This is a genomic window from Desulfovibrio sp. JC022 (genome assembly GCF_010470665.1).
GTDB lineage: Bacteria > Desulfobacterota > Desulfovibrionia > Desulfovibrionales > Desulfovibrionaceae > Maridesulfovibrio.
Genome location: NZ_VOPZ01000003.1, coordinates 183,314 through 203,611, shown reverse-complemented (window position 1 = coordinate 203,611; position 20,298 = coordinate 183,314). Strand labels below are relative to the sequence as shown.

The window sequence follows — 20,298 nt, the reverse complement described above, 5'->3', positions numbered from 1 at the left end:
GAGTGCTCCAATTACAAAATTTAACTAATTATCCTGAGCCATACGATAGACTTCCTCTTCCGTGGTCAGCCCCCTTGCCGCCTTGGCAAGGCCATCCTGAAGCAGGGTGCGCATGCCTTCCTGCTGTGCCTTGGCCCCGATGTCAGCAGCACTGGCCTGATTCTGGATAAGCGTCTGGATGGCTGGAGTATTGATCAGCAACTCGAATATTCCGAGCCTGCCCTTGTAACCGGAACCATCACATTCCTCACAGCCCACAGCCTGCCACTTGCCGTCCGCTCCCTGTTTTTTGCAATTAGTGCACAGCCTGCGCAGGAGCCGCTGGGCCATTGCCCCGGCCAAAGTGGGAGCGGCAAGATAGGGAGCAATGCCCATCTCCACAAGGCGGGTGATGGCTGTAGGGGCATCATTGGTATGCAGAGTGGAAAGCACAAGGTGACCTGTCAGGGAGGATTGGATCGCAATTTCAGCGGTCTCCAAATCACGGATTTCCCCGACCATAATCACATCCGGGTCCTGACGCAGAATGCTCCTCAGAGCTGCCGCAAAAGTCAGCCCGACTTTGGGATTGACCTGAATCTGGTCTATACCGCGCAGCTGGTATTCAACCGGATCTTCCGTGGTGATTATTTTTAATTCCGGGGACTTGATGTAATTCAATGATGCATAGAGCGTGGTGGTTTTCCCGGACCCGGTCGGCCCGGTCACGAGTATTGCACCGTGGGGTCGATGGACAAGTTTTTTCCACATCTCGAGCATGTCCGGCTCAAAGCCCACATCCGCGATATCCACCTTGATGGATGACTTGTCCAAAATACGCATGACCACACCTTCTCCGAACACGGTGGGTGTGGATGCCACGCGGATATCATAATCAGACTGCTCCATCTTCAGCCGGATACGACCGTCCTGGGGAATTCGACGTTCGGCAATATCCAGATTAGACATAATCTTGATCCGGGAAATGATGGCCGCCTGATATTTTCTGGGCACGGTATTGACCACGTGCAGGATGCCGTCCACACGAAAGCGTATTTCCAGACCGTCCTCATAAGGCGAAATATGGATATCCGAAGCTCCCTGAGCAATGGCGTCTCGAAAGGAATTATTGACCAGCCGGATAACAGGCGCGGCCTGAGCCATATCCCGCAGATCCTCCACATCATCCATGGAATCAAGGTCATCATCCAGACTGGTGAAGACCCCCTCCATGCCTTCGCCGGAGTAGGCCCGTTCAAGGGCATCCACAAGATTATCCGCCGGAGCGAGAACCATGTGGATATCCATTTCCAAAGCCTGCTCCATTTCGGACACTGCTGTTCCCATAAAAGGTGTTGCAACAGCCATACGAACCACCCCGTCCTGTTCCTTTGCCAAAGGAAGCAGCAGATGGCTCTTTGCAAAACTCTCAGGCACAAGCTGCACCAGTCCCGGCTCGGCAAGATAGGTTTTGTCGAGTTCCATCCACTCCAGACCGAGAAACTCCGCCGTACTCCTGAGCGCGTCCTGTTCAGACTCCCCGGCCTGCCTGATACGCTGCCACCAGCCCCTGACCCTGTCGGGAGAGGACAGGTCATAAGGTGTTGCCGGAAGGAGTTTCATTTCTTTTTCCTGCATATCTCTTTCCGGGGCTAGAGGTCGAAAATAAGGCCGAATTCATCCACAGCCATAGGACTCTGAGCCTTGCGCAGTCCGCTCATCTCATCTGCCTCATCCGGCGTGGCGATCACGTATGGAGTCAGGAATAACAGGAGTTCCGACTTGGTCATCTTATCATCCTGAGTACCGAACAAAGGACCGAGTACGGGCATATCTTTCAAGTAAGGTGCACCTTTCTTGTTCAAGTCACCGTTGACGCTCATAAGTCCACCGATAACCAGAGTCTGGGCATCCTTGACCAGCACGGTTGTGGAGGCCGCGCGGTCAGTAGATTTCCACTGATCCGGATCAGTCTCATCGGTGACCAGACTGGATAGGGTCTGATCAATCTTGAGGGTCACGTCCCTATTTTCGGCAATTGTAGGAGTGATATCAAGCTGCATGCCGAATTTGCGGTGATCGTAAGTCTTGATCACATTCTGCTGAGAAGTCATGGAAGACTGGGTCAGCTTGAGGATGGGAATTTCCGTTCCCACAGAAATACTCGCTTTCTGATTATCAAGAGCCAAGATATGCGGCGCGGAAACCACGCGGGCATTATCATCCGAAGCGAAAAAATTCATCATCGCTTGAAAATTGTCACCGTTGACGATGGAAAAATTAAGAGCTTCCTTTGTTCCACCAAGCATGGCAGAGGTAAAAGCTTCCCCGAAATCCAAGGACCCACCGGCAGATGTCCCTTGCGAATTGACATTGAACATCCACTCAAAACCGAGCTTGGTTTCATCGGTCAGAGTCACTTCCACAAGATAAGCCTTGATCGAGACCTGCATGGTACGGACATCAAGTTTGGCTACGATTTTGGAAATATCCGTATGCACACTTTCCGGGGCAAGCACGATCAGGGAGTTCGTCTCCTCCATGGCAAGAATCTGAACCTTGCTCTGATCAGCCTTGGCCACCTTTTCCGTATAAAGCTTGGTCAGCATCGGAGCCACGGTCTTGGCTTCAATGTATTGCAGGGAGTAGGTTTTGGAAGAAGGCAGGGAGCCGGGTTTGTCTATGTGGCTGATCAATTCCTTAATCTTGTTCACATTGGCAGCAGTATCTGTAAACACGATGTAATTGTTAGACTTTCCAGAAAAAATTGACCCTTCAGGTGACAGAATCTGCCGAAAATCAGCGATCACGTCAGCTGCTTTCAGATACTTAAGCATGATTACTTCAGTAACCATCTGATCGCCGCCCACAGTGATGGAATCTACATTCAGCCCTTCATGTACAGCCATGCTTTTGGAGACGACCTTGTAGTAGCCGCTCTGCTGCACAAGGGTATAACCTTTCATGTCCAACACGGAATACAGCAACCGCAAAGCTTCAAACTTAGTCACGGGCTTCGGGGAAATAACTGTTACCGGCCCCTTGAGTTGAGGATTCGGAATAAATGTCTTGCCCATAAGATGCGAATAAAATTCCAGCACGGCCATAATATCCGTCTGCCTGAAATTGATCTCGATCCGATTTTTCCCAGCAGGTGCGGCATGAGCAACATGTCCCGGCCCCCCGGTCACAGGAACGGAAAAGGCGCATATCATCGCCAGAATGACAAACCATCGTATGCAGTGGGCAGCTCTCATCATGGATTCTCTCATCTTATATTTTCCTGAATGTTAACCTGTTTCCCTTTCCGTGAAAATCAGGGAATCAGAATATCCACATTCATGGGGTTTCCTTTACGAATGATTGTCAGAAACACGTCCTTACCGATTTTATTTTTCAATATCTCATTGACCTGCGGTATCGAACCCACGGGCCTGCCGGAAACAGCCAGCAGCAAATCCCCGCGCAGCAGACCTGTATCCTTACGCACGACACGGGCCACTTTCAGTCCGCGACCCGACTGGATTCCCATGTCTTTCCGTTCCATTTCAGTCAGAGGAATGAGGAACACCCCCCAACCCTTGATATTTACGTTGACGCCTTTCCCCCCTGCACCCGAAGGAACTGAAAGCGCATAGGAACTTCCGCTTCCTTCAGAGATACCGGCCTCACTCATCAAACTTTCAGTCTGCGCTTCCCACGCGGTAGTCATGGGCAAGGTGACGTTCTGATCATTTCGGGCCAAAATCACATGGTTTGAAGCGATTTCCACAAGTATGCTTTCCCTGACCACCTGCCCCAGAGTAACCAATGTGCTTGCGCCGCTGTTGATTCCACTGATGATTGCATAGGACTTGCCCGCACCCGGCATAGTCGCCATAAGGGAAAGCCCGGAAACATTGGGGCCGGGAGGCAAATCAGGAGCTGTTCGCTTGTAGGAACGATGCACCAGATGAAGCTGGCCGTACTGGAAGATATGACGCCGCTTAGTGGTAAAAAAAGAATAATGGGGATAGGCCAGCGGATCGGACGGCGGATGCTCGCGAGTGGCATCCACATAATTCACCGCTTTGGGATGCGGTGCGGGAAGGGAAAGAATGAGCACTGCACCGACTAATGTCAGGGCCGCGACAATAAGCGCGATCCTGAAAAATGCGTCCGCCGCGTTTTTATGCAGATATCTTTCCATGCCCATGGTCAGCCCCCTGCCCCGTGGGTACCGTTTGCATGCGACGTACAATTGTACACCTTGCGAACATATTGCCAGTCAATGATGTCGGCCTTGGGAACTACCACATCATATCCAAGCTCCTCCTTGAAAAATGTCTCATATTTGCTGAAATACTCATCCAGAGGATTATTCACTTCCGGCCCGACGCAAGAATAATCCCTCACCTGAGCAGGAGTCAGAAACCGCACACTCTTCAGGATCTTCTTGATGGTTCCCTGTGAAACCCCTTGAGGACTATTGGCACTCAGGTATTGCACGGCCTCGTCCGGGTGCTGCCCCCACCAGTGCACTGCCCGCGCAAAACCGTTTATGAGGGTTTCAACTGCCTTTTCATTACCGGGCAGGGCATCTTCACGCAGGACCAGAAACTGCAAGGTCCAGTTGTCCACATCCTCCGGACCTGCCACAGGTCTGGCGATGCGCAGTTTCTGCAATCTCCCTACATAGGGTTCGAAGGTCACACCCGCTTCAATGAGTCCGGCTTCCAGACTTTGGGCCACTATGTCACGGGCCATATTGCTCACCGTTACGTCCGAGAGCGACATGCCGTTCTTCTTGAGAACTTCATACAGAAAATAGTGCGCAGCCCCTCCTGTCTCCAGAAAGACCGTCTTCCCGCGCAAATCCTTCACGGATTTAACAGGCGAATTCCCCGCCACCATCAGAGCATCTCCGGCCTTAAACTGCGCCAATGGAGCCACTATGCGCAGGTCCACACCTCTGGTGAGAAGCTGGACAAGTTCCAAAGCATGGGTGGCGGTCCCATCGATTTCGCCGGCGTACAATTTCTCAAAATTAGTTTTTTCATGCTCAGAAAAATAACACTCAATGCGCGTGCCGTTTGAATGGAGCCATCCATTGTGCCGGGCTATCTCAAAAGGAGCGTATCCGATCCATGGCGGCATGGAGAGCACTAGTTTCACTGCGTGTTCCGCCATCTTGGAATCAACCCCGGCAGGAATGGAATACTTGCTGATCACCAAACCGCCCTGCATAGTGCCGCTCTTACCGGTCAGCGATATTTCCGAAACAACAAAAACCTGCGGCGAAGTTTCCAGATAATAAATAAACTTCTCAATAGCAGTGAACGGACCGCTGAAGGTCACATCCATGGGCTGGCTGGACAGAAACCCATCCTTTTTTTTCGCTAAGGGACGGATTTCCTTAATGGTAATCCCGGTAATAGAAGCATAATCTCTGATTTCATTATAAATATCAGAAGCTCCCCAATCCCTGCGATCCACAAGTTCCAACTGGCGTTTAAGGGATTCATATTCACCCTTGACCTGACGCAGCTTTGCCTCCCGGTCCGGCAAAACCATGGCCTTGGGCGTATTGAATTGAATTTTATTCTTCAGGTCGGCCTGCTCCTGCACCGTGGCTTCATACATATCGCCGAGAGGAGCCAGAATACCTATATATAAAACAACAGAGACCAGAAATATTATGCATATGCCCAAAGCACGGCGGTCTCGCGGATCAAGTTTGTTCCAAGAGGCAAGGAGAATGTTCATTGCGTTTCCCCCTGCTTATTTTTAGGCTTGAAAAAACTTTGCCAAGCTGGAAAATCAAGCTCCACCACAAACCGGAACCCCTGCCCCTGTTCCAACTTGCTCATGGAAGCGAGTACCGCATTGCTGAAAATCTGTGCACTGCTCAGATTCTCCAGCAGGGCCATAAGGCTGATTTCATTTTTAGCCTCCCCTTGCAGGGTAATCTTACCGGACTGATCAAGACGCATGGTATTCAACTTAACCTGAGCCGGAACCGAATCACCAAGATCACGGAACACATGTGAAACAAAGGGCTTCTGTACCGTATATCTAAGAATCTCCCTGTTGCGTCTGACATACTCCCGCACCTCCATGGTCACCACATCCGTACGTTTTGCCAGAAACAAAACCTTATGTGCCTCCTGCTTAAGAACATCGGCATCCTGAGTATTCAAATGAATCACGGAAAAGAAAAGCAACAGGCAACCAGCAATGGCCCCCGCAAAGGCCAACCCCGGCCGCAAGTAGTCTTTCGGAGCAAGGGGAATGCGCTCCCACTCTTCAAGACTTTCATGAAAAGAACCTTTCACATGGTTCATGCGCAACAAAGACAAAAGATCTTCATAGGAACGGACTTTTTCCACAGGAATTCCGGGCAGCCCATTTGTGATTACTTCAGTGAAACCATCCGGCTCCCCGCCACCGGGAGGAATCCAGACCACAACCTTTTCCGGCTTCGGCTTTCCTTCCGCCTCAAGTTCCGCAAGAACCACACCCAGCGCACTTGCCAATGACGGTCCCCCATCCGGTACCACCTGCCAGATCACGGGAACTTTCTTGTGGATGCAACACAGACGTGTTTCCTCTTTTTCGCGAGACACGAGCAGGGTCGGCCCGGAAACTTTCAAGTCGAATTCAGGCAGCACTATGGTCGTAACCTGAAATCCCATGCCCTTTGCTGTTTCCAGACATTCATGAAGATACTCGTTGGATAGCCAGCCAAGGGTAGCGGTCAAACCATTTTCCCCGCCATAACAGCGGATCTCCCGGCCTCCTGTTTCAGGGGAACGGAACAAACGTTGACCGGATTCCATATCCAGAGCTGCCACTGCGTCCTTCTGCTCTTTGTCCGGGATCGGGGTTCGGCACAAGGCGAGCATGGCTGAAGGGAGAACCATGAAGCAGGGACGAGGGTGATTTGTTTCAGGTAATTGCGGCAGGGGAAGCCACTGCTTGCCTTTGGAAGAATATTCAAACGAAGCTGCGCAATGCCCATGCACGTCAAACACCAGTCCAATCCGGGACTTATTCCCGAAAGAAGGGGTCAGAGGCATAATTTTGAGCAACTTCTTAAAATTCATACTGCAACCCCGTTCATATCCGCGGCAGGGACTCGGACTCCCAGCGGGTGAAATGCAATTGATCTTTGTCCACGCTGACTCTGGCGGTGATTCGTTCCACAAACTTTCCGGGCGCGAATCCGGCCAGACAGGTCATGGTAAAATTCTTGGACTGCACGGTCAGAAAAGGTGTCAAATGAGAACTCTGCGCGGTAGCACCCAACGTACTGAGCGCGGCACTAACCGATGCAAACCCTTTCCACCCCGAAAGACGATAGGCGAGCAAAGTCTGCACCTGCCCGGTCGTAAAGCCCACTGCATGAAGCACTTCCTTCCCGGCAGTATTAATATTCACCTTCCCCGAGGAAAAACAGGTCAGATAGCGCGCAATACCTGCCTTCCCGCCACCATCACGACCAGAAGGACCATACAAAATTTCCCGCGTCATTCCTTTCACTTGAAGCAGCTCGTCCAGACTTCGAATCGGTCCGTCCACCAGCCCCTTAGCCATTGCCACGGACGAGGGAGCCCCCTTGGTGCTGTTGCCCCGCTTTTTGGTCAGTAAAAGAGTGATATTAGCGGCCAGCACATTAGAGACAGTAGGGAAGCCCTGTAACTGATCCATGGTGGCGACATTGATGTTCAGGCGCGACTCTTCATCAATTAATCCGTATTGCAGCAGCTCAGCTTTCTTGTTTTTTTTCGTAACACCTGCATCAGATCGGACAATGGAGTAATACCCCGGCCCGAACTTAATATCTTTATACAATGAATCCCCGGAAAACCACTTGTCCGTAATGCTGTGCACGGGGTCACGGGCATGCTTCCTGATGATGCCCGCCGCTCTGTGAACACCTCCTCGCGCCAGATTGTAAGCCCGGCGATCCTGACTGCTCCAGCTTTCCACTTTTGTTTCGCATAAAGCCTCATAAGAAAAAGAAGCCGCCATAATACCGAGAATGGCCATAACCCACAGCGTAATCACCAGAGCAAAACCCTGTTGAACTGAAGCCTGTGTTTGTCCGGTTACATTCTCACGCATCCTTTTAGCCTGCCTTCTGCTGCGGTGTTACTTCCAGTAAAATCTGTGAACGATAAACAGCCCGCCTAGACACCCCTTCCTTAAAATCCAAAACTAATCCGATCATTCCCGGACCGACTTTAGAAGCAGTATTCAACTCTCCGGTAGCCCCCCCGCCATGCCCCCTGCTGGTGAGTTTGAAACGGATTTCAACTACCCCGGAACAAAGCTCCATCTTTGACAGGGGTTTACCTTTTTCCGGTTTCCCCTTTTTATCCTTGCGTTGTTCCCGCCAAAGTATGTTTTCTTTAAAAACATACTGCACCCAAATCCGTTTTCCTTTCTCATCCAGAATAGGAAACTGGCATTTCGTTTTCTTGCAGATAATATCCGAAGCCGCGCACAAAGGGTCCAGATTACGAACATCCCTGCCGAGTATGCTGAACGCATAGGAGGCAGATCGCATGGGGGTGAGTATTGCCTGCGCCCCTTTTTCCACCCGCGTTGCTGTGACGAAAATAGAATAAACCGCAGTCAGCACCACTGCCCCCACGGTGATCGCCACCAGCAGCTCAAGCAGGGTGAACCCGCTTTCATCAGTAGTTGGTGATGTCCGCGTTATCACCGGTTCCTCCGGGCTTGCCGTCCTTGCCGTAACTGAGCAAATCAAAATCCGGGCTATGCTTGCCGGGAGATGTATATACGTAAGGATTATTCCACGGATCCTTTGGGATAGTATTCTTGCTCATGTACGGGCCATGCCAGTTCTCCGGAACAGGCGGCGTAGTGGGCGTTTTCACCAATGCATTAAGCCCCTGCTGACTTGTGGGGAAATCTCCTGTGTCCAGTTGGTAACTTTGCAGGGCCATGGAAAAATCCTCGATCTGCGCCTTGGCCGCTGCAACCTTGGCTTCATCGGTCTTACCGAAGAATCTTGGGGCCACAATAGCCGCAAGCACACCGATAATCACAATTACCACCAGCATTTCAATAAGTGTGAAACCGTGTTTTTCATTCTGCATCATTATGTCCCTCAGCTAGTAGTGTTGACCGCCTTTTTGACCCGAACGTCAGCAGGCAGATGGATTCCCAACTTGATGAGCTTACCATTTCTATACAGAGTCAGCGCAACATTATCCCCCGGCCGCTTGCGTTGCATGATGAAGGTTGAATCCCGCATCCCCTGCACCGGAACCCCGTCGATTTCCAAAAGCACATCTCCGGGCTGTACACCGCTCTTGTGTGCCGGGCTGTCCGCTTTACAATCCATTACAAGAAGCGCACGATCCTGATCCTCACTGGTCTTCTCCTGCGCTTCCTCCTCAATAACATGCATTTCCTTTTGGATAACCTTCAGCTTAAGGCCCATCAAAGGTCTTGATCTGGACTGGTAACCGATATCGATGGGGTCCGCTTTGAGCTGACACCCGACCAGAAAAACACCCAGCAGAAAAAAAAGCAGAATCCGGGAAAAGCACATCTGCAAACGTTTATCTTGTTTCATTTTTTCGTATCCTTTGTCTGGGTTTTGCTCTGCACAGGCAGGGTCTGCTTAACCTGAGCAGTCTCCAGAACATATTCATGCTCCCTGCCTTCGGTGAAGAACAGCACCGTGACCTTGACCCGGCTCACACCGTCGTAATCACTATCTTTTTTAGCAACTATCTTCCATCTGCCATGGGGCAGGGTTTCGCAAGAACCGGAGGTAGACCCCGGTTTGAGATTATCCTGATTCAGAAAAGAGGCCAGCCGCATTTCCGCTTCCAGACCGGCCCGTTCATACCCCTCCACCTGAGACAGGGATGCGGTAGCCTGTGAATAAACACCTGCCACTGCAACCAATCCGATGGACAAAATGGCCATGGCAACCATGACTTCCATCAAAGAAAAACCGGAATTGCAGGATTTAGCGCGCATACACACCCCCGTCAGCCCCGGCTACGATCAGGTGCATAATCTCCTGCTTCTCGGAAACCAACTTGATCCGGGCAGGAGTCGCCGTTCCACGCGGGTAAAAAATAATACGCATCTCATAACCGGGAACAGATTTACCAAGAAGCTCCATACCTTCCACAGCCACCTTTGCAGGCAGCGAGGTCAGGCTCAGAATCTCGCCCTTGTCCCCGCTCAAAAGTTTCAATTCTCCGCTTTCACTGTTGATAACCACGACATGCTGTTTACCTGTATCAGCCGCCCTGAAGCGGGCCGAAGTGGCAATGGCCCCCAAATCGGAAGCGGCAGCACGCAGGGTGTTGCCCATGAGTTGTTCACTGAGACGCGGCAGAAGAACAGCCATAACAATGGACATGATAACCATGACCACAATGAGCTCCAGCAGGGTAAAACCATTTTGCCCGGACTCATTCTTCAAGTATTTTTGAGGCTGAAAATCCATGTCCGCTTCCCGGTTTATTTGGAATCAGGCGCAACTCTACGTTTCAGGATATACCCGACATCAGGTGAATACGTGACAAGTTCCCAACCATCTTTTCCGTATGGAGCGAGGTCGGGTTCGTAAGGATCAAGTTTGGATTTTCCCAGAATATTGGGAGTGAGAATCTTGTATTCCCATTTGGCATTGGCAAGTCCGTCCAGCTTGGCCTCGATTCTTGATAAATCGTCATGCAAAGCCTGTAAGGGAGCAAGCAACTCACTGAGATTCTCGCCGGTGCCGGCAGTTGTGTCGGTCTTGGAGGATTGAGCCAGACACGGCCCTGTCATCAGACACATCAGGATGATGGCAAACAGTCCGACAATAAATGCATAACTAAAAAAGTATAATTTAAGTCCACGTATACAATTCAATGCGACCTCCCTTTATGAGACTCCTAATATAGGTATAAGAGATTAAACATTTTTTGTCCACGGACATCTAAAATTAATGAACTACTTTCCTCAATTACAATAACACCCGCCCCCTGACACAGACAGTAGAAGCATACAAAACCACTTCTACAGCTTGACACAAGCAAGTTGGTATAGTTTTATAGTAGTGTTGTATTTCTTCAAATTTACTACAATCCATATGAGGGGGGCCGCATGAAAAGGAATGGCACTAAAACAAACAGCGCAATCCTAACTACCTGTTTTATTGTGCTTTGCTGCATTACCAATACAGTTTGGGCCGACAGCAGCCAATACCTCTGTCAGGATTCCGGGGACAGCAGTTGCACGGGTATCACCATGGCCATAGGCCCTTGCGGCACGCAAAACTGGACCAACACGATTACCTATTCCGTCGGCAACGGAACTTCCGCCCAAGAAGTATTTTCAGTGGATAACAAGAACGCCGGTGCAGTTACAAAATACATGAAGCAGGGTGTGCTCTGGAAAGTGGATATGGAAAACGATCATTTCAATCAAAAGCTCACCACATATATCAAAATTACCCCTTCCGGCTGGGAATATGCGAATGGGTGCAACAAAACTTCTCTTGAGCCCGGCTGTGAGGCAGCCATGCTCTTTCCCCCTCCTGGAATGAACCTCAGCCCGGGTTGCCAGATGACCAAGTATACCCCTCCCCCGCCGCCACCGCCACCGACAGCCAAATGCGGAGACAACACCAAAACTACGACCTGGAAAAAACGCATCACCATCCATAACAACTGCATGGATAGCGCATATGTTGTGCTCACTCCGCCCACAGCCGGAGACAAGCAGCATTACTACAATGCTTACCTTTGGAACAAAACGGCAGAAAAAGCCGGAATGGAAGAAATGTATGCGAATCCCCAAAACAGAACATCTGCCCTGTTGTTTCGCAAGATGATCACTTTCGGGGAAAGCATGGATATTCCGGTTCCTGACGGGGGTATTGCTTCAGCCAACTTCGGAGTATTGCTCGGCTGCGACACACCGCCTTCCGGCGTCGGCTGGCCCGGAGATTGTGTCATCGGAGGAGTGCCGGGAATGGCAAGTTCCGGCGTGGGAACCGTTTTTGAATATTCAGCAGGATGCGCATACACAGGAGCAGACAGAACCAAATGCACTGTAAATCCCTCTGACGGCACCTGCATGGGAGCGACAGATTACTTTGACCTGAGCATGGTTTCAGGATTCAACGTGCCTATGTCCATGGAAATAACTGACAACGGAAACGATTGTAACTTCACGGAAATGTACGCTGTGGCGGACCTGTACGACTGCCCCAAGGAAGACCAGACAACCATCGCTGGCAACTCAACTCTGTACACGAACAAGCAACTCAACGCCGGCATCGGCCTTCAAGTCTCAAACAACAATAGAGGCCGGGCAGGCTGCATGGCCCCGGAACAATGGCTTGAACCTCCCGGAGGTCAGGATCCCTATAAAAACACCGACACAACGGCAGCCAGCGGTGGAATAACCACATCTCCCCCCAATATCTCAGACTGGTATGCCTGCAACGTCATGAAAGCAAAAGGTGCAGACAAAGATCCGCAAACCTGCCTCACTCCGGGCTGCGGGGGCCCGCAATGCGCGGTCGGCCCACTTGGCACTCCCGGACAGTATGACATGGTCTCCCTGTCAAAGGGCAAAGGCAAACCTTACACCAACTACGTGAAATACCTGAAAGCCGTCGGCTCGGATGCCTATGCATGGCAATTCAACGATGATGCCTCAACCGCTATCTGCCAAAAGGCAGGGGCAACCATAAAAGTCACACTCTGTCCCGGCCCCTCTGAACAACAGCCATACAAAAAACAGAAATGGTCATTCTCCAATAACAAATGTCAGGCAGATCCAGCCAATGGATCATACCCAACTCTCCTCGCCTGCATGAAGGCGAACTTTGACTACTCCTGCCAACCGGAAGAAGTAAAAAAACTAAATGCCAAGACAGGGGAAGCAGTCACAGCCCAGCTCAACTACTGCAAACCCGTGCCCAAAGGTCAGGGCGTACCTTACGATGTATGCACGAAAAACAACTCACAATATTGCCAGCAAACAGGAAAGACACCCCCCAATACGGAGAAAGTAAAAAAGCCGAATAAACCTCAATAGCTTCAACCTACGTGGTTGATGAGTATGACAAAGATTACTCATCAACCACGTTCATTTTAGTAATTTTCCAAGGAGTAAGGAGTTTTTATGCACAACGAAAATAAAGGGATTGCTTTACCGTTACTATTATGGACATGTTCTTTTCTTGCCATACTCCTCATGGGAGCTGGGCCTTCCACTACCCAAGCGGCGGAAGAGGTCTCAACAACACTAAAAACAGCCAGCTCAATTGAAGGAAACTGCACTGGCAATGCAACTGACTGCGTCAACTTTTACATCTCACCTGCGCAAAACTGCAAAACAGTGTCAAAGGTGGCAAATAAAACTTTTTACGACAATATGACTACATCGTTCAGCATGTTGAAAGAAGACGGGACCTTCGGCCCCACTTACTCTGTAAAAACCGGCCCTAAGTCCGTGCATATGACCACCGGCACAACCTGGAGGGTAAACACCCTCAACCAGTCATTTCCCGGATCACCTTATACATGCATGATACAAATTGTCGGCGGAGATAAAGGCTGGGATTATGCTCAAGGCTGCTCTGTAGCTTCCACTTCGGAAAACTGCACAGGATGTGCACACATGTCCACTCCAAGCCAAAAGGATGGTGTGACCAATTTTGTAATGATCAATTCAGGTTGTGTTGAGGGCAACCCGGCAATAGCCAGCTACGGACATGCATATCTTTTGGACTACAAAAACAACAATTTTTTATTCAGAGGACCACACCCAACAGTGCAGAAAAACGGCAAATGGGTATTTGACCAGAAAGGGGTGTTGGCAGCTTTGAATTCAAGGTCCATGGCGCAGCTGGGCAAGCCCTTGCCCGACTCCTACGTTTTTGTTGATATCAGCCTGATCAACGACACTGGTGAAGGCCCCATGCTTAAAGCGGAATACACACATTTCAACGGAACATCTTCAACTATTACCCCTAACTCCTTTCAACCAGCCAACGGCAGCGTTCCGCTTGCCGGAACCAATTCTACCGGGCAATTCCTCTGGTGGCAGATGCTCACTGAAGGCAATGGCGGCGGCAGCGCCAGTAAACTACCGGGATTGATTACTTACATCAGCACAAAAATGAACAAAAAGAATAAAATCCCCCATGTTCTATATTTCCATTGCAGCGCAGGTGAGGACAGAACAGGTGAAGTGGCTATCTCCTACCTGATAAACAACAGGATGTCGGACAATGTTAATGCGGCCTATGTATACGGAACAACCATTTTCTCAGACCCGACTAACAACAAACTGGGCCGCACAACTAAAAACCCTGCAACCTTAGATGACAGCCACCCTGTCACAACCTACTTTAAGGGGGTCCAATGGTATTGCAGCCAGAACTCAAGCCTGAGCTGCGATTTCTCGGATACAACCACCGTTCCCGGAGATCAAAAGGGAACCTGCCTGTATCCTTGGAGCAGAGACAAAGAGCCAAATGCCTGCGTCTGGGCAGGACAGAATTAACAAAGAAAAGCCCTGCAAATCATCAAGATTTGCAGGGCTTTCTTTGTTTAATTGAACAGTTGGCGCACTTCAGGGAGAGGGGCTTCGCGGAGAATGGTTTGAAGTTTAGTGATATTCTCCTGAGCTCTGTCATTGGCTTGAGGGCTGACTAGGTTCAATAATTTTACCGCCCTATAATGGTAGTCTGGAATTTCCTCTTTTGGAATCATAAGGCTTACGTTGATTTCTAAATATGGAGTTGATTGTACTAATACTTTGAGTGCGTTGATAATGCGATTCGCTTCATTTGCTGACAGTGAGAATTTATTGTCTTGGAGTGCATAGGTCAGTTCGTCCATACAGTATTTCAAATGGGGTAGCCGCAGCATTGTAATAATGCTCAACAGGTCTTCCCTTAATTGCCTTGGGCAGTCTTGCTGTGTCCAATCAGATGTGCAATATAGAATTATTGCTTTAACCGCTTCTTTCGCAGCTGTTTCGTTGTTACTTAATATGCCAGCTTCCAGCCATTCATATGCGTCATCCTTATACGAAGTGTCTAAATGACAGCGAAGAAGCATTAAACGTAGAGGAAAAAGTTCTTTCTCGTCACATGTGTCAATAATATCGGTAAGCCATTCGATTAGTTTATTCTGTTCTGCAAAATGGGAAATTTGTCCACAGATAATCTCTGTAAGCACGATTTGTATATGCGATAAGTCAATCCGTAGTTGATCCTTGGGGTCATGTATAAATGATGGCTGTTCAGAAGTGAGGGCGTTTATTTGGCCCTTTAAAGAATTGTCCCACCATTCACCGAGTTTTGCTACGATAGTTTCCGCTTCTTCTAGAGTCCAACTTAGCTCTGTTCCTGGTCTTATTACACCGCTTAAGAATGCATTTGTAGAAGCTGCCACATCATCGCGTAGAAGGAATTTTTTTAGTAGTTCTTTTTTTTCATTGATGTTTTGCAGAGGTAATTTAAGTAACGTGCTTGAAGGGTAGCCTAGACCTACTATTTTAGGAATTGCTGAGTCTTCAGCTCCCGTAAAGAATATGTCTTCGAATTCTTGTTTGTTTTCTTCTGTAGTGATTTTTTTGTTATTAAGCCACTGGATCCTATACAGGATTATCATGTTGATGTGCTGGTCCTCAGCATCAAATTCATTGCATAACTTTGAAAAGAGACTTGACCATTCTTCTCTATCTCGATTGGGGGTGTAGGTTGATGGAACGACATAAGTTACTTCTGGGTACCTCGTGGCGAAATCTCCTGTTGGAATATCTTCCATATTGGAACTAAGTTGTTCTATTACAATTTCATCTATCTCTTCATCCGGGATTATCTCCAAGACTCGTTCAGCGAAGCGGCTAAATGTAGAATATATTTGCCAATTATTTTTTATGTTTTCATTTTTCCATAATTTTTTTAACAGATTGGCTGCGTCTCCATAAAGACCTGTTGTGATCCGTAAGGCAACTCTAGACAGAAGCTCAAGACTAAATTCAAATCTTTGAGTGTTGTGTATGATTTTACAGTCATTCGTGTCTGACTCCAAAATTTCTGTCATGAATTTAGATATAGACGTAAAAATTCTATCTGCATAATTTTCGGGAATAAGGGCAACAGAGTATCTGGAGAAATATGGACTTTCAGGTTTGAGCACTTCACTTGTACCTACTCGGATGCAAAGCCCTGTGTGCCTATGTATGAAACCATTGCGCTGTAAAGACTTAGCAACAGTCAGTAAAGTAGAAGCGGTCTGGGTTGAATTGATCCAAGATATTCGTATGGCAGGTGTACAGGATACTTTTTCGGCGAGTCTGACATATTGCACTGCGGGGCGTAAGTCACCCCACAAACGATATGACGAAAGTGTGTTAGACTGCCGTTCATCAAACAGGTCAAAATGATGTCTTGAGACTTCGTGGTCAGGATAAAGTCTCATTCTCTCTGAAATTTGTGATTCTAAAATATTCAGTTCATCGTCTGGGCTGTATATAACTTTCAACTCTTCCAGTCGTTCGGACCACTGTTCTTTACGCGAGGTGTTTGCTGACTGGCTTGGCTGAGTTGCTTCTAAATGTTTATTGATTCTTTCCAACCTTTGCACATGGTAGGTTGCCCATGCTTCACGGGATAGGTTTGCTGGTTGGGTGTCAACGACTTTTCCAATTGACCTGATCTTATTAAGCCCCTTGTGGGCGGCTTTCAGTGCTGTTTTTATTTCGCCCAGTTCTCCTAACAGTTCTGCTTTTATAATGTTCCAGAAAGGGTCTCCTCGATCCGTATTCCAATCCATGCATATGGATCGTGCTTCACTAAGGTTTAATAATTGAAGGTGGTAAAGGATTTCCTGATGTTTTGTGAATGCCCGGTCATCACGCGGTAGGGATAGTGCGGTAACATCTTGAAGTAGTCCTTCGAATTTTTCATCAGATTCTTCTCTGTAGTACTGGAGTAGGCTAAGCTTTATTTGTGTGAGGGCAGAGTGAAGATATTTAGTTATTTGTTTGTGGCCGATAATTGGCTCAAATTCACCAAGATGTTCTGGGGCGTAGTCCTCGAGAATTGTGTTTTCCAAAATTGTCTTGGCTGTGGAAGCAAGTTTGTCGTCAAAAGGCGTTAGTGAGATATCTAGGTTCCAGCACAATTCGGAAAACGCAGCAATTAAAATTGGGTTAGGGTTTTCGTTGTCTTTTATTTGCCCACATATAAAGAGAATCCATTCGTTGGTTAGGTGTAATAAGGGCCCCCTGTTTCTGGCTGGAGCTACTATCCATCCGGGGTAGTTTTTTCGATTTGATATCCATAAAGTTAGATGTTTTTTAAGGCCGTTAATGTTAACAGGGTGGGTATTGGACGAAGGTCTTTGGAAGGGCCATTTTTTAGGTTGCTTTTCTAGCGATCTTTCCAGTTCGGATATGAATCTGATATAGTTATCCTTTCTGTATTCCTCCTCATAGTCGATATTTACAGGAGTAATATTTCTTTGTTGAAAAAGAGTCTTTTGGGCTTGGGATAGTGGACGGTCATGGATGAAATATAGTTTGGGAGCATGTTTTTGGAGACGATCTCTTACCCAGCCTGTCCATGCCAGAAAGTTTGGATCATCACCGGAAAAGCCAATCAGACAGAATATGTTTTCAAGCATTGATTGCTGGACAAAGTTGACAAAAGGAGCACCCTTATCAGGGTAAGTTCTGTAGTCTTCTTCTGTAATGACAAAAGGCCGGATAGATGGGAAAGTTCCATGCAGCTTTATTATTCTTTGGCAGAGTTCACGTCTGGAGCGAGGTATGTCTTCTATGCAGGAAACTATTTCGTAATTGTTCTTGTAGAGTTGTGCAGCAGTGCGTTCGAGAAGAGTGTCGTAATTTGTGGTGAACACTTCATTCCAAGAAAGAGAGAGTAGTCGTTCATGTGCATCAGATGGGTGTACGATGTCATCTGGGACAGATTTTTTAATAATATTTTCAAGTGCTGTTCTCCCGTGTGCGGCTTCGTATTCTTCTGCAATTCGGAGGATGCCGCTTACAGCACAGGCTCTTTTATATGCTTCATCCTGCTCTTTCTCAGGATACAGTCCATCAATGAGGTTTTCAACAAGTTCTCCCCATGTGGGCATCTTATCGCCATTGATTGCATTTCTACTAAACCCGGAACCGATCATGACTGAGGCATGTCTTTTTTCTAATGCCTCTTTAATTTTTTGGATATGTATTTGGTCTTGCATAGTTGTTGCTGCTTATGTTGCGGTTTTGTTATATCTTCCAGCACAACTGAAACGGATTGTTTTGTCAAGATTGGTAGTCGTTTAATGTTGTAGACGAGCCGTATAAATCACAAAAGCCCTGCCGGAAACATCCGGCAGGGCTTTTAATTCAACTTTAAAACCTATCCACTAATCATTCACAAGCATGAGTGAGATTTCAGGAATGTAGGTTACTGCGAGCAGTACGGCGATCATGAGACCAAGGATGGGCAGGACCTGCCTTGATACGTCGCCGAGTTTGACCTTGGCAACGGAGGAGGCCACGAAGAGGTTGACCCCTACCGGAGGCGTTACGAATCCGATGGCGAGGTTAACAACCATGATGATACCGAAGTGGACCGGATCAACTCCGACCTTGGTAACGATGGGCAGCAGGATCGGAACCAGAATTACGATGGCAGCCAGAGCTTCCATGAAGGTACCGATGATCAGCAGCAGCACGTTGATCAAGAGCAGGATTACGATCTTGCTGTTGGTCATGCCGAGGATGAAACCTGCGATCTTTGCGGGAACCTGCTCAACGGTCATGATGTAACCGAAGATGGTTGCCATAGCCATAAGGATGATGACAATGGCGGAGGTGGAGCAGACTTCCATGAAGGAATCCACAATGTTGTGTCGGTTGAGGCCCTTATAAATAAAGATACCGACAATGAGACCGTAAAAGGCCGCAACTGCAGCAGCTTCAGTGGGAGTCATCAGACCGCCGTAGATACCGCCGAGAACGATGACCGGAACCATGAGCGCCAGTTTCGCGTCCCAGAAGGCCTTGGCGATGGATTTAACGGAGCGTTCCTTCTCTTCACCCATCCAGCCATTTCTCTTGGAGACCCAGTAGCTGAAAGCCATGAGTACAAGACCGGTCAGTACACCGGGAAGGATACCTGCGATAAACAGTTTACCGATGGATGCCTGAGACGCAACACCGTAAATAACAAACGGGTTGGAGGGGGGAATCATAACCCCGATGGCACCCGCAGCGGCAACAACAGCACAGGCAAAGTATTTATCGTAACCGCGCTCGATCATTGCCGGGATGGTCAGGGAACCGATAGCCGCAACAGTCGCGGGACCGGAACCGGAAATGGCGGCAAAGAACATGCAGGTTGCGATGGTTGCCAGTGCCATACCGCCGGGCAGAGGCCCGAGCAGTTCGTCTGCGAGGTTTAAGAGTCTTTCGGACAGTCCGCCGGAGCCCATGAAGATACCCGCTGCAATAAAGAAGGGAATCGCCATGATGGGGAAACTATCGATTGAGGTAAAGGAAATCTGCGCAACATAATCGATGGGCAGGGAACCGGAGCTGAGCAGGGTTACCAGAGATGCAAGGCCGAGGCTGATGCCGATGGGCACGCCGATGACCAGAAAGAGCAGGAAGTAACCGAACAGTACGGTGGTGGCTCCGAAATCAATACCCAGCAGAACCGGGATGAAGATGAGTGCGGTGATTACAGCTGCCGCAATACCATGCATGATGCTGGATCTTTTGATTTCCTTGTAGGTATCCTGAACAAGACGCAGCACCATGAGGCTGAAGCCGATGGGCAGAATCATGTAAGGAATGTAGTACGGAATCTGAAGTGCTGGTGCGATCTGCGGGGAACGCATCTGCATGCTGATCATATCCATACCCATGACGGCTACAACAACACCCAGAACGAGAAAACAGAGGTTGTTGACCATCCAGAAAATGTGCTGCCATTTCTGGGACAGACGGTCGAAAACAATGTCCACACGGATGTTTTCGCGTTTTTTAATTGCCAGCGGCGCGGCAAGGTAAGAAATCCAGACAAAGATGAAACGGGCCAGCTCTTCAGTCCAGACAGCGGAGCCGGCGTCTTCAACCAGATTGGTTACGATGTAACGGTAAAAGGTCTGGAAGGTAATGATGAGGATGATGGAAAGCAGCCCGATGAAAAGGAACGGCTTTTCAAAGTCATCATTAAGCATCTGTAGAAACCCGCGGCGGGTTTTTTCCTGTGAAGGGGCTCCCACCGCAGTGGGAGCCATATTGGTTGCCATG

The 20,298-nt window shown here is 48.7% G+C and carries 16 protein-coding genes; 2 read left to right on the top strand and 14 right to left on the bottom strand.

The genetic code is table 11. The features are described from left to right. Positions 1-24: 24 nt before the first annotated feature. Genes FMS18_RS06120 through FMS18_RS06065 form a run of 12 tightly spaced genes read right to left on the bottom strand, consistent with a single transcriptional unit; the run spans position 25 to position 10,869 of the window. Positions 25-1,617, bottom strand: a complete 1,593-nt coding sequence (locus FMS18_RS06120; RefSeq protein WP_163292863.1) for a GspE/PulE family protein — start codon at positions 1,615-1,617, stop codon at positions 25-27. A 14-nt stretch (positions 1,618-1,631) separates the two neighbouring features. Further along, entirely contained in the window at positions 1,632-3,251 is a 1,620-nt protein-coding gene (locus tag FMS18_RS06115) for a secretin N-terminal domain-containing protein (protein WP_163292862.1), read from the bottom strand. Between the two features lie 44 nt (positions 3,252-3,295). After that, the gene (locus FMS18_RS06110; protein ID WP_163292861.1) at positions 3,296-4,174 is read right to left on the bottom strand and encodes a PDZ domain-containing protein; all 879 of its coding nucleotides are present in this window, start codon (positions 4,172-4,174) and stop codon (positions 3,296-3,298) included. 2 nt (positions 4,175-4,176) lie between these two features. Further along, a complete protein-coding gene (pilO, locus tag FMS18_RS06105; protein WP_163292860.1) occupies positions 4,177-5,724 on the bottom strand; it encodes a type 4a pilus biogenesis protein PilO in 1,548 nt (515 codons plus the stop codon). Beyond that, positions 5,721-7,064, bottom strand: coding sequence for a PilN domain-containing protein (locus FMS18_RS06100; RefSeq protein WP_163292859.1), 1,344 nt, complete (start codon positions 7,062-7,064; stop codon positions 5,721-5,723). The genes pilO and FMS18_RS06100 overlap by 4 nt, the downstream gene beginning before the upstream one ends. A gap of 13 nt (positions 7,065-7,077) precedes the next feature. Further along, entirely contained in the window at positions 7,078-8,085 is a 1,008-nt protein-coding gene (locus FMS18_RS06095) for a general secretion pathway protein GspK (protein WP_163292858.1), read from the bottom strand. Between the two features lie 4 nt (positions 8,086-8,089). Further along, a complete protein-coding gene (locus tag FMS18_RS06090) occupies positions 8,090-8,689 on the bottom strand; it encodes a prepilin-type N-terminal cleavage/methylation domain-containing protein (RefSeq protein WP_163292857.1) in 600 nt (199 codons plus the stop codon). Further along, positions 8,661-9,089 (bottom strand): type II secretion system major pseudopilin GspG, encoded by a 429-nt coding sequence (gene gspG, locus FMS18_RS06085; protein WP_239060956.1) that lies wholly within the window; start codon positions 9,087-9,089, stop codon positions 8,661-8,663. The genes FMS18_RS06090 and gspG overlap by 29 nt, the downstream gene beginning before the upstream one ends. Positions 9,090-9,097: 8 nt before the next feature. Beyond that, positions 9,098-9,568: a PDZ domain-containing protein gene (locus FMS18_RS06080; protein WP_163292856.1), complete on the bottom strand. Its 471-nt coding sequence runs from the start codon at positions 9,566-9,568 to the stop codon at positions 9,098-9,100. After that, a complete protein-coding gene (locus FMS18_RS06075; RefSeq protein ID WP_163292855.1) occupies positions 9,565-9,981 on the bottom strand; it encodes a prepilin-type N-terminal cleavage/methylation domain-containing protein in 417 nt (138 codons plus the stop codon). The genes FMS18_RS06080 and FMS18_RS06075 overlap by 4 nt, the downstream gene beginning before the upstream one ends. After that, entirely contained in the window at positions 9,971-10,459 is a 489-nt protein-coding gene (locus FMS18_RS06070; protein WP_163292854.1) for a prepilin-type N-terminal cleavage/methylation domain-containing protein, read from the bottom strand. Before FMS18_RS06070 ends, FMS18_RS06075 begins: the two co-directional genes overlap by 11 nt. A gap of 14 nt (positions 10,460-10,473) precedes the next feature. Continuing rightward, positions 10,474-10,869 carry a hypothetical protein gene (locus tag FMS18_RS06065; protein WP_163292853.1) on the bottom strand — a complete coding sequence of 132 codons (396 nt, stop codon included), beginning with the start codon at positions 10,867-10,869 and terminating at the stop codon, positions 10,474-10,476. A gap of 234 nt (positions 10,870-11,103) precedes the next feature. Between FMS18_RS06065 and FMS18_RS06060 the strand changes: the two genes are divergently transcribed. After that, the gene (locus tag FMS18_RS06060; RefSeq protein WP_163292852.1) at positions 11,104-13,047 is read left to right on the top strand and encodes a hypothetical protein; all 1,944 of its coding nucleotides are present in this window, start codon (positions 11,104-11,106) and stop codon (positions 13,045-13,047) included. A 312-nt stretch (positions 13,048-13,359) separates the two neighbouring features. Further along, complete coding sequence (locus FMS18_RS06055; protein ID WP_163292851.1) at positions 13,360-14,520, top strand: hypothetical protein; 1,161 nt, start codon at positions 13,360-13,362, stop codon at positions 14,518-14,520. A gap of 47 nt (positions 14,521-14,567) precedes the next feature. Here FMS18_RS06055 and FMS18_RS06050 read toward each other — a convergent pair whose 3' ends face one another. Together FMS18_RS06050 and FMS18_RS06045 are read right to left on the bottom strand one after the other, a co-directional pair. After that, positions 14,568-18,236, bottom strand: a complete 3,669-nt coding sequence (locus tag FMS18_RS06050; protein WP_163292850.1) for an SIR2 family protein — start codon at positions 18,234-18,236, stop codon at positions 14,568-14,570. A gap of 168 nt (positions 18,237-18,404) precedes the next feature. Beyond that, on the bottom strand, positions 18,405-20,297 hold the full coding sequence (locus tag FMS18_RS06045; protein WP_239060955.1) for a TRAP transporter large permease subunit: 1,893 nt from the start codon (positions 20,295-20,297) through the stop codon (positions 18,405-18,407). Position 20,298 lies beyond the last annotated feature (1 nt).

Coding starts and splice junctions, on each gene's coding strand:
- FMS18_RS06120 (WP_163292863.1), bottom strand. CDS start 1,617: ATGCAGGAAAAAGAAATGAAACTCCTTCCGGCAACACCTTATGACCTG.
- FMS18_RS06115 (WP_163292862.1), bottom strand. CDS start 3,251: ATGAGAGAATCCATGATGAGAGCTGCCCACTGCATACGATGGTTTGTC.
- FMS18_RS06110 (WP_163292861.1), bottom strand. CDS start 4,174: ATGGGCATGGAAAGATATCTGCATAAAAACGCGGCGGACGCATTTTTC.
- pilO (WP_163292860.1), bottom strand. CDS start 5,724: ATGAACATTCTCCTTGCCTCTTGGAACAAACTTGATCCGCGAGACCGC.
- FMS18_RS06100 (WP_163292859.1), bottom strand. CDS start 7,064: ATGAATTTTAAGAAGTTGCTCAAAATTATGCCTCTGACCCCTTCTTTC.
- FMS18_RS06095 (WP_163292858.1), bottom strand. CDS start 8,085: ATGCGTGAGAATGTAACCGGACAAACACAGGCTTCAGTTCAACAGGGT.
- gspG (WP_239060956.1), bottom strand. CDS start 9,089: ATGATGCAGAATGAAAAACACGGTTTCACACTTATTGAAATGCTGGTG.
- FMS18_RS06080 (WP_163292856.1), bottom strand. CDS start 9,568: ATGAAACAAGATAAACGTTTGCAGATGTGCTTTTCCCGGATTCTGCTT.
- FMS18_RS06075 (WP_163292855.1), bottom strand. CDS start 9,981: ATGCGCGCTAAATCCTGCAATTCCGGTTTTTCTTTGATGGAAGTCATG.
- FMS18_RS06070 (WP_163292854.1), bottom strand. CDS start 10,459: ATGGATTTTCAGCCTCAAAAATACTTGAAGAATGAGTCCGGGCAAAAT.
- FMS18_RS06060 (WP_163292852.1), top strand. CDS start 11,104: ATGAAAAGGAATGGCACTAAAACAAACAGCGCAATCCTAACTACCTGT.
- FMS18_RS06050 (WP_163292850.1), bottom strand. CDS start 18,236: ATGCAAGACCAAATACATATCCAAAAAATTAAAGAGGCATTAGAAAAA.
- FMS18_RS06045 (WP_239060955.1), bottom strand. CDS start 20,297: ATGGCAACCAATATGGCTCCCACTGCGGTGGGAGCCCCTTCACAGGAA.